Below are 14083 nucleotides of genomic sequence, written 5' to 3' on the forward strand. Positions count from 1 at the left end.
GCGGGAGGGGTCGGGGAGGGAATGCTTCCTATCGAGAAAGGCCCGTCCCTCGACAGGCTCTCCCCCAGCCCCTCCCGCAAGCGGGAGGGGAACTAATCAGTCTGCGCGGCGGACATATTCGCGGTCATACACATGCACGACGATGCGGGTGCCGCTGGTGATGTGCGGCGGCACCATCACGCGCACGCCATTGTCGAGGATCGCGGGCTTGTACGACGACGAGGCGGTCTGCCCCTTCACCACCGCGTCGGCCTCGACGATCGTCGCTTCGATCGTTTCGGGGAGTTCGACCGAGATCGGACGGTCTTCCCAGAGTTCGAGCACGACGTCCATGCCGTCCTGCAGGAATTCATGCGCTTCGCCGACGACTTCCTTCGAGATGTTGATCTGTTCGAAGCTGTCCTTGTCCATGAACACCAAGTCGTCGCCCTCGGCATAGAGGAACTGGAAATCCTTGGTGTCGAGGCGCACCTTTTCAACCGTGTCGGCGCTGCGGAACCGGTTGTTGAGCTTGCGCCCGTCGATCAGATTCTTGGCTTCGACCTGCATATAGGCGCCGCCCTTGCCCGGCTGGGTGTGCTGAATCTTGGTGACCTTCCAGATGCCGCCTTCATATTCGATAATATTGCCGGGACGGATTTCAACGCCGGTGATCTTCATCGCGCACACTCACAGTTCAAGGATGGAAAGAGCAAGGCCGGCGGCCCTTGCGGGCACCGGTATCAGGTGCGCGCCTTTAGCCGCGCCGGCGCCGAAGGGCAAGCGGCGTGTCGGAGCGACGCAGCCACCTTCGCCGCGGAGCAAATCAAAAGGCGACGAACCGAAACCGATTTGACGCATCGATCCAATATGCGGCGCGACATCCATGGCAGATCGGCGGCCATGACGAACATCGACCTTTCCGATTTGAAGCTCCCCCTTGGGCGGGGAACTGCTAAGTCCTTGCGGCGCGGCGCCCCTTGCGCCGGCCTTTTTGGCTGGCGCAAGGACGGCGCGCCGCCGCCCAAATCCCGAAAGGAACCGCCCGCGCCCGGACGCGACTATCCCGCCGGCTGATCGGAAACGATTGCGGTAAAGGCCCGGACTGCCGCCGCCGGCCCTTCGGGATGCGCCCAGATGCCGCTCGATACCGCAAGGAAATCTGCACCCGCGTCGACAAGCACCTTCGCATTATCGATGGTGATCCCGCCGATCGCGACGCACGGCAGTTCGAACAGACCCTGCCACCAGGTCAGGATTTCGGGCTCGGGACGATGCCGGGTTTCCTTGGTAGTCGTCGGGAAAAAAGCCCCGAAGGCGACATAATCGGCACCGGCCTCGCCGGCTTCCATCGCCAGGTGGCGGCTGTCGTGGCAGGTGACGCCGATCTGCGCTTCCGGTCCGAGCTGGCGGCGCGCGTCCTTGGGGTCGCCATCGCCCTGCCCCAAATGAACGCCGTCGGCCGCCAGCCGCTTTGCGAGCGCGATATCGTCGTTGACGATGAACGCGACCTCATGTGCGGCGCAAATCGCCTGCAGCGGCTCGGCGAGCCGCGCCGCCTCATGCTGTTCGACATTCTTCACCCGAAACTGGAAGGCTGCGACCGGCCCGGCGGACAGGGCTTCCTCCAGCCGAGCGGGAAAATCGCCCCCGGCGTCGAGCGGTGAAATGAGGTAAAGCTGGCAGGTGGGTGTTTTCATGGCGCGTTCATAGCGATCCCGCCAGACGCGGGCAAATGCAGAACATCGCTCGTCTCGCCACCATCGCCCTCCCCACGGCGCTCCTCCTTTGCGCCTGCGCGACGACCGCGAGTGCACCGCTTCCCGAGGGCAGCGACGTCGCGTTGGAGCAGAAGGCCTATGTCGACGGCCCGCTGGTCCAGCCGGTTGAGGTGATCGAGGACAGCCGCTGCCCGATGAACGCGCGCTGCGTCTGGGCGGGGCGCGTGCGCCTGAAGATGGTCTGGTTCCGCGGCAATGGCAAAATGCACGCGTTCGAGGCGACGCTGGGCGAGCCGGTTCAGCTTGCCGATGGGCAATTCACGCTCGAATCGGTGCGGCCGGAGAAACACAGCGATGTAATGATCAAACCGTCCGATTACCGCTTTTCGTTTCGTTTCGCGGGCGGCCTCTAAAGCACCCGCGCCAGTAGGAAACCGTCCCACTTTTTCGTGCCAACCGTTTGCACTGCGGTTGCGTCGAGCCGCGGATCAGCGGCGATTCTATCGAACAACGCGCGCGTGCCGATGATGCGTTCATCGTGGCTTTTCGAATCGAGCACCCCGCCTTCGCGTACGACATTATCGACGATGATCGTCGTGCCGGGGCGCCCAAGCCGGATAGCTTCTGCGACATAACGCGCGTTGTTCTGCTTGTCGGCGTCGATGAAGACGAAATCGAATGGCGCTTCGCCCTTGATCGTCGCAAGGCTTTCTGCGGCTGGACCGATGCGGATATCGACCTTATCCGAAAGACCCGCGCGCTCGAGATTTTCGCGTGCCACACGGGCATGATGCGGGTCGAGTTCGAGCGTCACCAACTGGCCGCCCTCGGGCAGCGCCCGCGCCAGCCAAATCGTCGAATATCCGCCGAGCGTGCCGACTTCGAGAATGCGCTTTGCGCCTGCCGTCTGCGCAAGCAGGAACAGCATCTTGCCCTGCGTCGGCGACACATCGATCGGCGGAAGGCCTTGGGCGCTGTTATTTGCGAGGGTGGCGGCAAGCGTGTCGTCGGCGCCGAGCAATTTGCCGACGATATAGTCGTCGACGGCTTGCCACCCCTCTCCCATCACATCAGGCCACGGAGGCCGCGTGAATTTCGTCGATCGCGCCGCCTAGCGAACGGTTGAACTCGTCGTCGCTCATCTGATGGCGCAGATCCTCGAGCAGCGCGCGGCTGAAACTTGCGATGATGCCGGGATTCATTGCCAATTCGACGCACGCCTCGGGACGCGCGAAGCCGCCCGACAGCGCGACGACGCGCAACACCTTGGGATGATCGACCAGCGGTTGGAACAGCCCCGCCTCGGTCGGCAGCGACAGTTTCAGCATAACAGGCGCGCCGGTCCAGGCGTCGAGCGCCGCGAGCGTTTCCTTGAGCAGCAGGCGGTCCGCGGCGTCGCGTTCGGCGCTCTTGATGTTCACTTCGGGTTCGATGATCGGCACCAGGCCGTGCGCGGCGATGCGCGCGGCTTCGGCGAACTGCTGCGCGACGATCGCCTTGATGCCCGCTTCGTTGGCGAGGTTGACGACGCTGCGCATCTTGGTGCCGAACACGCCCTTGGCCACCGCGCGCTCGCACAGGTCGTCGAGGCCGGGGTTCGCCTTCATCAGCTGGACGCCGTCGGCTTCGTCTTCCAGACCCTTGTCGACCTTCAGGAACGGCACCACGCCGCGCTCCCAGAGCAGCGCGGGGACCGACTTGCCGCCCGCTTCGCCGTCCATCGTGCGTTCGAACAGGATTGCGCCGATCACCTTTTCGCCGTTGAAGCAGGGTGCGGTGACGATGCGGCTGCGCATGTCGTGGATCAGCGCGAACATCTCTTCATCGTTGGAAAAGGCGTCCGCTTCGATGCCATAGCCCTTCAATGCCTTGGGCGTCGAACCGCCGCTCTGGTCGAGCGCGGCGATGAAACCCTGCCCCGATTTGATCTGGTCGAGCATGACGGCATTGGCGGTGGTCATAGGATCTCCGGTCATTTGCATACGTATGTGGCGGTGCGCATAGCGACCCCGCGACCGGGATGCAATGCGCGGGAAAAACTAGGCTTTGAGCGCGTCCACGCCGGGAAGCGGCTTGCCTTCCATCCATTCGAGGAAAGCCCCGCCAGCGGTGGAAACGAAGGTGAAGTCCCTTCCGACGCCGGCGTGGTTGAGCGCGGCGACCGTATCGCCCCCGCCCGCGACCGAAATCAGCGAGCCTTCGCGCGTCAACGCCGCAGCCGTCTTCGCCAGCGCAACGGTCGCCGTGTCGAACGGCGGCGTCTCGAACGCGCCGAGCGGGCCGTTCCAGACGAGCGTGCGGCAGTTCTTGAGGACGTCGGCGAGCGCCTCGACCGCGGCGGGGCCGATATCGAGGATCATCTCGTCGGCCGCGACTTCATGGACATTGACGGTGCGCGTGGGCGGGTTGGGCGCGAATTCTTTCGCCACCACGACGTCATACGGCAGATGGATCGTGCAGCCCGCAGCATCGGCGGCGTCGAAGATCGCGTTCGCGGTGTCGATCAGGTCATGCTCGCAAAGCGACCTGCCGACGTCGACCCCGCGCGCGGCAAGGAAGGTGTTCGCCATGCCGCCGCCGATGATCAGATGATCGACCCTGGCGACCAGATTGCGCAGTACGTCGATCTTGCTTGACACCTTTGCGCCGCCAACGACCGCCGCAACGGGGTGCACGGGATTGCCGAGCGCCGCGTCGAGCGCTTTCAGTTCGGCTTCCATCGCGCGGCCGGCATAGGCGGGCAGCCGGTGCGCGACGCCCTCGGTCGAGCCATGCGCGCGGTGCGCCGCCGAAAAAGCGTCGTTGACGTACAGGTCGCCGATCTCCGCAAGCCCGTCGGCGAACACCGGGTCGTTCTTTTCCTCGCCGGGATAGAAACGCGTGTTTTCGAGCACTGCGACGTCGCCCGGCGCAAGTACCGCAATCCCCGCCTTTGCGCCCTCGCCGACGGCTTCGGAAATGAACATCACCGAATGGCCCAGCACATCCTCTACCCCGCCCATCACGAGGCTGAGCGATTGCGTCGGGTTCTTCGCGCCCTTCGGACGCCCGAAATGCGCGAGCAGCAGCACGATCGCGCCCTTGTCGGACAATTCGCGGATCGTCGGCATGGCCGCCTCGATCCGCGTCTTGTCGCCGACCGCGCCGTCGATCATCGGGACATTGAGGTCAACGCGGACCAGCACTTTTTTGCCGGTGACGTCGCCGATATCGTCGAGGGTTTTGAACGCGGTCATCGACATTTCCCTTTGGTTCAGAGGAACTTGGCGATCACACCTGCGGTGTCGATCATGCGGTTCGAGAAGCCCCATTCATTGTCGTACCAGCTGAGCACGCGTACCAGCTTGCCGTCGATCACAGCGGTTTCGAGGCTGTCGATCGTCGAGCTGTGCGCATCATGGTTGAAATCGATCGAGACCAGCGGCTCGTCGGTGAAGCCGAGCACGCCCTTGAGTTCGCCCTCTGCGGCTTCCTTCAGCAGCTTGTTGACCTCTTCTGCGGTCGTGTCGCGGCTCGGCGTGAAGGTCAGGTCGACGACCGAGACGTTCGGGGTCGGGACGCGGATCGACGAGCCGTCGAGCTTGCCCTTGAGTTCGGGCAGGACGAGGCCGACGGCAACCGCAGCGCCGGTGCTGGTCGGGATCATCGACATCGCGGCGGCGCGGGCGCGGCGCGGGTCCGAGTGGATCTGGTCGAGGATCTTCTGGTCGTTGGTGTAAGCGTGGATCGTGGTCATCAGGCCGCGTTCGATGCCGATCTTCTCGTGCAGCACCTTGGCCAGCGGCGCGAGGCAGTTGGTGGTGCACGACGCGTTCGACACGATTACGTGCTCGGCGCCGATCTTGTCGTGGTTGACACCATAAACGACGGTCAGGTCGACTTCTTTGGCGGGGGCCGAGATCAGGACGCGCTTGGCGCCGGCGTCGAGATGCGCTTGGCCGCCCTTGCGGTCGGTGAAAAAGCCCGTGCATTCCAGCGCGATGTCGATGCCATTGGCGGCATGGGGCAGCTTGGCGGGGTCGCGTTCGGCGGTCACCTGGATGCGCTTGCCGTTGATGATCAGGTCGTTGCCATCGACTTCGACGGTGCCGTTGAACGGACCATGGACCGAATCGCGCTGGAACAGGCGGGCGTTCGCCTTGGCGTCCGCCAGATCGTTGATCGACACCAGGTCGAGATCGTGGTCGGTGCGCTCCAATATGGCGCGCGCCACATTGCGGCCGATGCGTCCGAAACCGTTGATTGCGACTTTCACTGCCATGTCGAGGGGTCCTTTCTGCGTGGGGTAAGCCGGTCCTTAATTGCCGAGCTTTGCCAGAATTTGGGGTGCGATTGCGTCGGCGGTAAGGCCGAAATGCATGAATAGGTCTTCGATCGGTGCCGAAGCGCCGAAGCTGTCGATTCCAAAGCGAAGGCCATGGCGGCCGGTATACCGCTCCCACCCAAAGGTCGTGCCAGCCTCGATCGAGACGATCAACGCGTCTTCCGGCAGGACATCGGCCTGATAGGCGGCGCTCTGTTCGTCGAAGAGTTCGGTCGAGACCATCGAGATGACGTCGGCGCCATGACCTGCGGCCTCGAGCTTGTCGGCCACTTCGATCGCGAGCGAGACTTCCGAGCCGGTCGCGACAAGCACGACCTTGCGCGCCGCCGAAGCGCCACGCAGACGATAGCCACCTTTCGCGCAAAGATTTTCGGTGACGTCATGACGCAGCGGCGGGAGGTTCTGACGCGTCAGTGCGAGCAGCGACGGCCGACTTTTTTGGGCAAGCGCGAGCGCCCAGCATTCGGCGGTCTCGACCGCATCGGCGGGGCGCATCACGAGCAGGTTCGGCATCGCGCGCAGCGACTGGAGATGCTCGATCGGCTGGTGCGTCGGACCGTCTTCGCCGAGCCCGATGCTGTCGTGCGTCATCACATATACGACGCGCTGCTGCTGCAGCGCCGACAGGCGGATCGCAGCGCGGCAATAATCGGCGAACACGAGGAAAGTTCCACCATAGGGCACCACGCCGCCATGCAGCGCCATGCCGTTCATCGCCGCGGCCATGCCGAACTCGCGGATGCCATAATAAATATAGCGCCCCGAATAGTCGTTCTTGGTCAGTGGCTTGGTCGACGATGTTTTGGTGTTGTTCGAACCGGTAAGGTCGGCGCTGCCGCCGACGAGCGATGCGATATCGGCGGTGAGCGCGGTCAGCGTATTTTCGGATGCCTTTCGCGTGGCGACCTTCGGCGGCTCTGCAACGAGACCGTCGAGATAGGCCTTGAACGCGTCGCCCGGAACGATCTTGCCGCTCAGGCGCGCTTCGAAATCGCTTTTCTTTTCGCTGGTTGCGAGGCGATGATTCCATTCGGCATGAAGTTTCTTGCCCTTCTCGCCGAAGGCGGCCCAGGCCGAAGCGATGTCGGCGGGAATGACGAAGGGCTCGGCGGTCCAGCCCAGTTCCTTGCGCGCCGCCGCGATCTCGTCGGCGCCCAGCGGGGCGCCGTGCGTTGCCGACGTGCCCTGCTTGTTCGGCGCGCCGAAGCCGATGATCGTCCGGCATGCGATCAGCGACGGGCGATTGTCGGCCAGCGCGGCGTCGATCGCGCGGCGGATATCCGCGGGATCATGGCCGTCGCAGCTTTCGACGTGCCAGCCGGTCGCGGCATAGCGCGCGCCGATATCCTCGCTCGTCGACAGGTCGGTCGATCCGTCGATCGTGATATTGTTGTCGTCCCACAACACGGTTAAACGGCCAAGGCCGAGGTGGCCGGCGAGCCCGATCGCTTCGTGGTTGATGCCTTCCATGAGGCATCCGTCCCCCGCGATCACCCAAGTGCGATGATCGACCAGATCGTCACCATAGATCGCGTTCAGATGCCGCTCGGCGATCGCCATGCCGACTGCGGTCGCAAGCCCCTGCCCCAGCGGTCCGGTCGTCGTCTCGATTCCTTCGAGCTCGAAATTTTCGGGATGACCCGCACAGGGGCTGTGCAACTGACGGAAACTGCGAATGTCATCGATCGTCGGCCGCGCATATCCCGCCAGATGCAGCGTCGCATAGGCAAGCATCGACCCATGACCGGCCGACAGCACAAATCGGTCGCGATCGGCCCATTTCGGGTCCGCCGGGTCGAATTTCAGATAATCCGAATATAGGACTGTCGCGACGTCGGCCATGCCCATCGGCATCCCCGGATGACCGCTGTTCGCGGCCTGTACGGCGTCCATCGCTAGCGCACGGATCGCGTTGGCGAGTTGACGTTCGGGCAGTGTCATAAGTCCCCCGGGAAAGGATGTGAAGGTGACCGGATTCGGTGGGGACAGCCCTTCGCGGGGGTGGGGTCAGGAGTCAACCGCCCGTAACACGAAAGCGGGCATATTCAGGCGTATTTATACTGCGCAGAGGCGATTGCACCCCCCTCGCGGCGCTGCTACCTCTTTGCCATGGAACTCGATCTCGACGAATCCAGCCTGGCCATCGGTCGTATCGAACGCGCGTTGAGTCGTATCGAAAAGGCACTCGCCGATCGCGCCAGCCGACCTGCAACTGCGGTCGCGGCGCCGGCCGCCGATCAAGCGGCCCTCAAAGCGGAGGTCGCGGCGGTCATTGGCGAACTCGACCTTCTGATCGCCGAGGCCACACGTGGCTGACGTTAAGCTGACCATCGCCGGGCGTCCTTACGACGTGCATTGCGCCGATGGTGAGGAAGCGCAACTGATCCGGCTCGCCGCGGTCGTCGACGAAAAAGCGCGCGCCATGCCGGGCGTGACCGAGGTGCGGCAGCTGCTTTTCGCGGCGCTGATGCTGGCCGACGAAACCCAGGAGGCGCGCACCAAGGTCGAAAAGGCCGAACCGCAGTCCGACTCGCTCCGCGCCGCAGTTGCGCTGGCCGAAAGCCGCGAAGCGGCGGCACGCGACGAACTGAAAGCCGCGGTATCTCGCGAGCAGGCCGCATTGAAGGAGTTGGAGATGGCGCGCCGGAATGCTCAGGCCGCCGCGTCCTCCAGCAACCCGGCGCACGATCGCGCACTACTGCAGATCGCCGACCGCATCGAAACGCTGGCGTCGAAAGTCGAGCAACTCCCTTGAGCCGGGCCGCGTACGCTCCTACATAGGGATTGGCGGGTACTGCCCTGCACGAGCCGTTGCGAATATCCCTGAGGCGATACATCATCCAAGGGAGCTGTCCCTGCCCGGACCCTGGTTCGAGGTACATGGTTCCCACCTGACGTTACTGGCGTCAGAGGATTTTCCGGCAAACGACTACGGCGGTCCCGTCAACCCGCCCATTATGTTACCGAGGAGGCGATGACCGACCTGTCCGCCGACCTCGCCCAAGAGAAACGGAAATTGCGCGAAAGGCTGCGCTTTCGACGCCGGCATTTCGTGGCAAATCTTGGCGGCATGGCGCAGCTTGCAGCCTTTCGTGCGCTGCCCGCGCCCCTTTCGGACCGGCTCGCCGGTGATGGCGTCGTCGGCGCTTATGTCGCTTGGGGCGACGAACCCGATATCCTTACGATGTTCGAGGAACTTGCAGCGGCCGGGGGACTCGCGCTGCCCCATCATATCGCACGTTTCGACTCGATGGACTTTCGACGCTGGCGGCCTGCAGATCCGCTTGAAAAGGGACCATGGGGGACGCAGCAACCGTTGGGAGACGCTTCGGCGGCGATTCCCGATATCATTTTCTGCCCCCTCGTGGGATTCGATCGTCGCGGCGGTCGCATCGGCCAAGGCGGCGGCCATTATGACCGCTATTTCGCGGCCCACCCCGACGCGCTTCGCATCGGTATCGGCTGGTCGGTGCAGGAAATCGACGCTACGCCGCGCGAATCGACCGACATCGCGCTCGACGCGATTTTGACCGAACAGGAATTCATCCTTTGCGGAGACCGTCTGTGAACCAAGATCCAGCCAATCCGCAGCCGAGCTGGCGCAAACCTGCGGGAATGTTCCTGATCCTCGTGCTGATCGCCGGCTGGACCGCGATCGTCGTCAGCCTGTCGCCATGGGTTGGAACCTGGCCGGTGCTGGTGCAGGCGATCTTTTATCTTGCCGCCGGAATCGTCTGGATCGCGCCGCTGAAGCCGCTGCTGCGCTGGATGGAACTCGGGCGATGGCGCGCCTGAGGCGCCGCTCGCAATCCCGATTCAAGAGGAGAGAAATGTCCCAAGCGGCGGGGGCCATTCCGTTCGAAAATCGAAGGAATGGCGCGAGTGACGGGGCTCGAACCCGCGACCTCCGGCGTGACAGGCCGGCACTCTAACCAACTGAGCTACACCCGCGTGCGCTTGGGAGCCGCGCCAATATGGCCCCTGTCCCGACCTGTCAACCGTCGCTTTCATCCTGTGTGCGATTTAATCGATCGCGCACCTCGTCGGTGGTCGTCAGCGTGCCATGTTCGAAAAGGAAACCCGCCAGATCCGGCGTACCTGTCGACGCAAGAACGGTCTGCAGGATCAACAGCAGCGGAACGGCGAGCAACGCGCCGGGCGTTCCCCACACCCAGCCCCAGAAGCTCAGCGATACGAGAATCAGCAGCGGATTGATCGTCAGTCGCTTTCCCAACACCAGCGGCGTTATCAGATTCGCCTCGACAAGATGCACGCCGATGAAGATCAGCGCGGGCAGCAGGGCGAGCCCCACCGCGTCGAAGGTCATCAGGCCACCGAGCCCCAACAGCACAGCTGCAACGATCGGCCCCAGATAGGGCACGAAATTGCAGATGCTGACAATCCCACCCCACATGAAGGGCGATGGCATGCCCAGCGCCCACAGCAGCAGGCCGACGGTCAGCCCCAATATCGCGTTGATCATCGTGATCGTCGCGAGATAGTCGGCCGTCGCATCGACGACATTCTGGATCACGCGCGCGGTCTGCATTGCCCCGTCGAAGCTCCCGCGTCGCCGAATCGTCCCCTTACGCAGCCGCGTCCAGCTGGACAGGAAAAAAAAGATCACGAGCACGGCAAAGAAGAGCTGGATCGCGGCGGCCGGCGCCGACGAGATGAAATAGTCGACGACCGAGGTCGGCGTGGTCGCCGCTACTGCCTGTGCCGTTGCTTCGGTCCCGCTCGCCACCGACGTGAGCGTGCGGTCGACGAAACGTTGGAGCGTCGAATAAAAGTCGATCAACGGCGCCAGGTTGCTCTGGATGCGCGGTATCGATTCGGGAACCCGCGCAAACCACCCCGTCGCGGGCACGACGATGATCGCAAGCGCCGCATTGATGATGGCGAGGAACGCCACAAGCGCAAAAAACGCAGCCAGCGCCGACGGCATGCCACGGCGTTCGAGCCATTCGAGCAGCGGAACCAGCGCGATGGCGATCACGATCGCGGCGGTCAGCGGCAGGAAGAATTCCGCCCCCGCCTGCAAGGCGAAGGGAAGTCCGAGACAAAACGCGGCGCCCAGGATGAGCGCGAGGGCCGCGAGCAGTCGATCGCGGCGGAAATCATCGATCTCGATCTGACGCAGCGGGTTCGAGCGTAGCGAACGCGGCTCTTTGCTCCCCCTGTCCTCGGCCACCCCAAATCTCCTCGCTAACCGCCTCGTCTTACGCGAGCTTCGTTTGCCGCGCCAGTCGCCCCGTTTTGCGATGAAACAGACGGGGACCTGTCCCTCTTTGGATCACAACGCTTCTTTCTTCCTGCTTTTTAACCAGAAATTACCCTTTTTCCACGACTGAGGGCTCCAAGGACCAATCTTTCGGAGTATCAGCGATGATGAAAGCGCCTGTGGGGGGCGCGAAGCATCAGCTTCTTCCCTCTTGTTCCATGCTCGCGCTTCTGGCGGCGCTGCCGATGCAGGCCGAGGCCGCCGGTACGCGTGCCGGTTCGACGATCAGCAATACCGCATCGGCCAGCTTCGATACCGGCGGCGGCACGACGACCGTCGATTCTAACCGCGTCGACCTGCTGGTAGATGAGTTGCTCGACGTCACTGTCGATTCGAGCGACCCCGCCGACGTTCCCACGACCCCGGGTGCAACCGCCCAGGTGCTTACCTTTTCGATCACCAATAGCGGCAATGGCGTCGAAGCCTTTGCCCTGACCACGGTCGCCAACGCCGGCGGCGACGATTACGACCCCATCGTCACCCAAATCTATATCGACAATGGCGACGGCGTCTTCGATGCCGGCACCGACACGCTCTATACAGCCGGCGCCAACGATCCCTCGCTCGATCCCGACCAGAGCCGTACCGTCTTCGTCCTCGCGACGACACCCGGAACGGCGGTTGACGGAAATCGCGGGATCGTCAGCCTCGTCGCGGCGGCGAAAACCGGGACGGGCAATCCTGGCGACAGCTTTGCCGGTCAGGGTGAAGGTGGCGGCGATGCCGTTGTCGGGTCGACCGGCGCCGACGGTCAGGATGCTGGCGCATTCGTCGTGTCTGCCGCAACCGTCACGCTCGTCAAGTCGGCCGTGGTGACCAATTCGCTGAATACCGCCGATCCGATCCCCGGCGCGACGATCACTTATACCATCGTGGCGACCGTCGCGGGCAGCGGATCGGTCAGCGGCCTCGCGATCACCGACAATATTCCTGCCGACACAAGCTACGTTCCCGGCTCGATAACGCTCGGCGGTGCCGGGCTATCCGATGCCGCTGACGGCGATGCCGGCGATTATAACGGAACGCGGATCAACGTCGCGCTCGGCACTGTCGCCGGCGGCCAGACCCGCACCGTGACCTTCCGAACCACGATCGACTGATGGAGATGCGCATGCGCACCGCACTTTTGTTCCTGCTCGCCGCGCTGATGCCAGCGCAGGCCCTAGCCGCCAATCAGGTCGCGCTCGACAACAGCGTGTTCGTCGAACGCGTCACGACCGACGCCGCCGGCAAGCAGCGGGTCCTGCTCGAAGAGCCCAAGGTCGTTGTTCCCGGCGACCGGCTTGTCTTCGTGCTCGCCTATCGCAACGCCGGCGCACAGGCGGCCGACAAGTTCGTCGTCACCAATCCGATGCCCGCCGCCGTCCGCTTTGCCGACGCCGGCGACGCCCGCGCACTCGTTTCGATCGATGGCGGAAAGCAGTGGGGACTGCTTTCCGACCTCGCCGTCTCGATGAGCGACGGCACGCGGCGCGCGGCGCAACCCGCCGACGTTACGCACATCCGCTGGGCGTTCCAGAATCCGATCCCGGTCGGCGGGACGGGCAAGCTCATGTTTCGGGGGGTTGTCAAATAACCATTTAGAATAAACCGCTTAACGGTTGCCAGCGGTGGGGAAACGGCAGCCACATAAAGCCTAGGAGCTCAGCTATGACCAGCAAGCTGACTTACATAGGTATCATCGGTCTGGCGGCGTTTTCGAGCGTCGCCGCAGCCCCGGCATTTGCCGCGGGTACGACCGCAGGTACCACGATCACCAATACCGCCACCGTCGACTTTCAGGTCGGGGGCGTCAGCCAGGCTCAGCAAAGCGCGTCGAACAATTTCGTCGTCGACCGCAAGATCAACCTGCTCGTCGAAGAAGTCGGTACCGTTACGACCAATGTCGTGCCGGGCCAGGCGAACGCCGTTACGACCTTCCAGCTGACGAACAGTTCGAACGAGGTGCTCGACTTCGCCCTCGCCGCGACACAGATCGTCGGCGGCACGGCCGCGCACGGCGGGACCGACACCTTCAATGCCAACAATGTCCGGATTTACCGCGACAACACGGTGACGGGCACTGTCGGCAGCTGGGACGCGGGCGATACGCTCGTCACCTATATCGACGAACTGGTGACCGACACGGCGATCCGGCTGTTCGTCGTCGCAGATATCCCGGCCGCCCTCGCCAACAATGCCGTTGCGGGCGTCGCACTGCGCGCGACGGCGCGCGAAGGTGGCCTCGCCGGCACGCAGGGCGGCGCGATCACCGAAACGACCGGCGCAAATACGGCCGGGAAGGATACGGTCTTTGCCGACACGGCGGGCGTGGCCGGGGACATCGCGCGCGATGCCTCGCACAGCGACGACGACGATTATACCGTCCAGACCGCGACGCTCGCCGTCACCAAGACCAGCCGCGTCATTTCGGATCCGTTCAACAATACGTCGAACCCGAAACTGATCCCCGGCGCCGTCGTCGAATATTGCATCGCGGTCGCCAATACCGGCAGCGCCGATGCGACGTCGGTCTTGATCAACGACCCGGTCCCCGGCCAGCTGACGTTCAACGCCGGTACGATCCTGCTGAACGGCACTGTCACCGCGGGCACCTGCAACGCCGACGGCGCCGCGGGTGGCAGCTATGCCGCGCCGAACGTATCGGGCGCGATCGCCACCGTGGCAGCGGGCGCGACGCGCACGCTCCTATTCCGCGCCACCGTCAACTGATCGGGTAACGGACGGGGCGGCGGACGGCCCGGCGAAAGCCGGATCTGCCGCTGCCCCCTTCGG

The 14083-nt window shown here is 63.9% G+C and carries 16 protein-coding genes and 1 tRNA gene; 8 read left to right on the forward strand and 9 right to left on the reverse strand.

From position 1 onward, the window contains the following. Positions 1–96: 96 nt before the first annotated feature. Both efp and thiE read right to left on the reverse strand, forming a co-directional pair. Positions 97–660, reverse strand: coding sequence for an elongation factor P (gene efp, locus HDC35_RS01455; protein ID WP_184643090.1), 564 nt, complete (start codon positions 658–660; stop codon positions 97–99). A 380-nt stretch (positions 661–1040) separates the two neighbouring features. Beyond that, positions 1041–1679 (reverse strand): thiamine phosphate synthase, encoded by a 639-nt coding sequence (thiE, locus tag HDC35_RS01460; RefSeq protein ID WP_184643091.1) that lies wholly within the window; start codon positions 1677–1679, stop codon positions 1041–1043. 35 nt (positions 1680–1714) lie between these two features. Here thiE and HDC35_RS01465 point away from each other — a divergent pair, with 35 nt between their 5' ends. After that, positions 1715–2113, forward strand: coding sequence for a hypothetical protein (locus HDC35_RS01465; protein ID WP_260397417.1), 399 nt, complete (start codon positions 1715–1717; stop codon positions 2111–2113). Here HDC35_RS01465 and HDC35_RS01470 read toward each other — a convergent pair. The 5 genes from HDC35_RS01470 to tkt form a co-directional block, all read right to left on the reverse strand. Continuing rightward, positions 2110–2766 (reverse strand): O-methyltransferase, encoded by a 657-nt coding sequence (locus HDC35_RS01470; RefSeq protein WP_184643092.1) that lies wholly within the window; start codon positions 2764–2766, stop codon positions 2110–2112. The genes HDC35_RS01465 and HDC35_RS01470 overlap by 4 nt on opposite strands. 4 nt (positions 2767–2770) lie before the next feature. Next, positions 2771–3640: a fructose bisphosphate aldolase gene (locus HDC35_RS01475; RefSeq protein WP_184643909.1), complete on the reverse strand. Its 870-nt coding sequence runs from the start codon at positions 3638–3640 to the stop codon at positions 2771–2773. Between the two features lie 99 nt (positions 3641–3739). Then, complete coding sequence (locus HDC35_RS01480) at positions 3740–4936, reverse strand: phosphoglycerate kinase (protein ID WP_184643093.1); 1197 nt, start codon at positions 4934–4936, stop codon at positions 3740–3742. A gap of 17 nt (positions 4937–4953) precedes the next feature. Then, positions 4954–5961, reverse strand: coding sequence for a type I glyceraldehyde-3-phosphate dehydrogenase (gene gap, locus HDC35_RS01485; protein WP_184643094.1), 1008 nt, complete (start codon positions 5959–5961; stop codon positions 4954–4956). Positions 5962–5997: 36 nt separating this feature from the next. Continuing rightward, complete coding sequence (tkt, locus tag HDC35_RS01490; RefSeq protein ID WP_184643095.1) at positions 5998–7965, reverse strand: transketolase; 1968 nt, start codon at positions 7963–7965, stop codon at positions 5998–6000. A gap of 168 nt (positions 7966–8133) precedes the next feature. Here tkt and HDC35_RS01495 point away from each other — a divergent pair, with 168 nt between their 5' ends. From HDC35_RS01495 to HDC35_RS01510, 4 genes are all read left to right on the forward strand, one after another. Next, positions 8134–8340: a hypothetical protein gene (locus HDC35_RS01495; RefSeq protein WP_184643096.1), complete on the forward strand. Its 207-nt coding sequence runs from the start codon at positions 8134–8136 to the stop codon at positions 8338–8340. Beyond that, positions 8333–8779 carry a cell division protein ZapA gene (locus HDC35_RS01500; protein ID WP_184643097.1) on the forward strand — a complete coding sequence of 149 codons (447 nt, stop codon included), beginning with the start codon at positions 8333–8335 and terminating at the stop codon, positions 8777–8779. The genes HDC35_RS01495 and HDC35_RS01500 overlap by 8 nt, the downstream gene beginning before the upstream one ends. Before the next feature lie 219 nt (positions 8780–8998). Further along, a complete protein-coding gene (locus HDC35_RS01505) occupies positions 8999–9592 on the forward strand; it encodes a 5-formyltetrahydrofolate cyclo-ligase (protein WP_184643098.1) in 594 nt (197 codons plus the stop codon). After that, positions 9589–9819 carry a DUF2842 domain-containing protein gene (locus HDC35_RS01510; protein WP_311770700.1) on the forward strand — a complete coding sequence of 77 codons (231 nt, stop codon included), beginning with the start codon at positions 9589–9591 and terminating at the stop codon, positions 9817–9819. Before HDC35_RS01505 ends, HDC35_RS01510 begins: the two co-directional genes overlap by 4 nt. A 79-nt stretch (positions 9820–9898) precedes the next feature. Here the strand turns inward: HDC35_RS01510 and HDC35_RS01515 are convergent. Together HDC35_RS01515 and HDC35_RS01520 are read right to left on the reverse strand one after the other, a co-directional pair. Continuing rightward, a tRNA-Asp gene (locus HDC35_RS01515) sits at positions 9899–9975 on the reverse strand. Positions 9976–10018: 43 nt separating this feature from the next. Continuing rightward, positions 10019–11218: an AI-2E family transporter gene (locus tag HDC35_RS01520; protein WP_184643099.1), complete on the reverse strand. Its 1200-nt coding sequence runs from the start codon at positions 11216–11218 to the stop codon at positions 10019–10021. Between the two features lie 194 nt (positions 11219–11412). Here HDC35_RS01520 and HDC35_RS01525 point away from each other — a divergent pair, with 194 nt between their 5' ends. The 3 genes from HDC35_RS01525 to HDC35_RS01535 all read left to right on the forward strand — a co-directional run bounded on the left by HDC35_RS01525 (position 11413) and on the right by HDC35_RS01535 (position 14020). Then, on the forward strand, positions 11413–12408 hold the full coding sequence (locus HDC35_RS01525) for a DUF11 domain-containing protein (RefSeq protein WP_184643100.1): 996 nt from the start codon (positions 11413–11415) through the stop codon (positions 12406–12408). 11 nt (positions 12409–12419) lie between these two features. Then, the gene (locus HDC35_RS01530) at positions 12420–12884 is read left to right on the forward strand and encodes a hypothetical protein (protein ID WP_260397421.1); all 465 of its coding nucleotides are present in this window, start codon (positions 12420–12422) and stop codon (positions 12882–12884) included. A 74-nt stretch (positions 12885–12958) separates the two neighbouring features. Continuing rightward, complete coding sequence (locus HDC35_RS01535) at positions 12959–14020, forward strand: DUF11 domain-containing protein (RefSeq protein WP_184643102.1); 1062 nt, start codon at positions 12959–12961, stop codon at positions 14018–14020. Positions 14021–14083 lie beyond the last annotated feature (63 nt).

Source organism: Sphingopyxis sp. JAI128, from assembly GCF_014207235.1.
Taxonomy (GTDB): domain Bacteria; phylum Pseudomonadota; class Alphaproteobacteria; order Sphingomonadales; family Sphingomonadaceae; genus Sphingopyxis.

Coding starts and splice junctions, on each gene's coding strand:
- HDC35_RS01530 (WP_260397421.1), top strand. CDS start 12,420: ATGCGCACCGCACTTTTGTTCCTGCTCGCCGCGCTGATGCCAGCGCAG.
- HDC35_RS01505 (WP_184643098.1), top strand. CDS start 8,999: ATGACCGACCTGTCCGCCGACCTCGCCCAAGAGAAACGGAAATTGCGC.
- HDC35_RS01475 (WP_184643909.1), bottom strand. CDS start 3,640: ATGCTCGACCAGATCAAATCGGGGCAGGGTTTCATCGCCGCGCTCGAC.
- HDC35_RS01470 (WP_184643092.1), bottom strand. CDS start 2,766: ATGGGAGAGGGGTGGCAAGCCGTCGACGACTATATCGTCGGCAAATTG.
- HDC35_RS01525 (WP_184643100.1), top strand. CDS start 11,413: ATGATGAAAGCGCCTGTGGGGGGCGCGAAGCATCAGCTTCTTCCCTCT.
- HDC35_RS01480 (WP_184643093.1), bottom strand. CDS start 4,936: ATGACCGCGTTCAAAACCCTCGACGATATCGGCGACGTCACCGGCAAA.
- HDC35_RS01465 (WP_260397417.1), top strand. CDS start 1,715: ATGCAGAACATCGCTCGTCTCGCCACCATCGCCCTCCCCACGGCGCTC.
- HDC35_RS01535 (WP_184643102.1), top strand. CDS start 12,959: ATGACCAGCAAGCTGACTTACATAGGTATCATCGGTCTGGCGGCGTTT.
- gap (WP_184643094.1), bottom strand. CDS start 5,961: ATGGCAGTGAAAGTCGCAATCAACGGTTTCGGACGCATCGGCCGCAAT.
- tkt (WP_184643095.1), bottom strand. CDS start 7,965: ATGACACTGCCCGAACGTCAACTCGCCAACGCGATCCGTGCGCTAGCG.
- HDC35_RS01495 (WP_184643096.1), top strand. CDS start 8,134: ATGGAACTCGATCTCGACGAATCCAGCCTGGCCATCGGTCGTATCGAA.
- efp (WP_184643090.1), bottom strand. CDS start 660: ATGAAGATCACCGGCGTTGAAATCCGTCCCGGCAATATTATCGAATAT.
- thiE (WP_184643091.1), bottom strand. CDS start 1,679: ATGAAAACACCCACCTGCCAGCTTTACCTCATTTCACCGCTCGACGCC.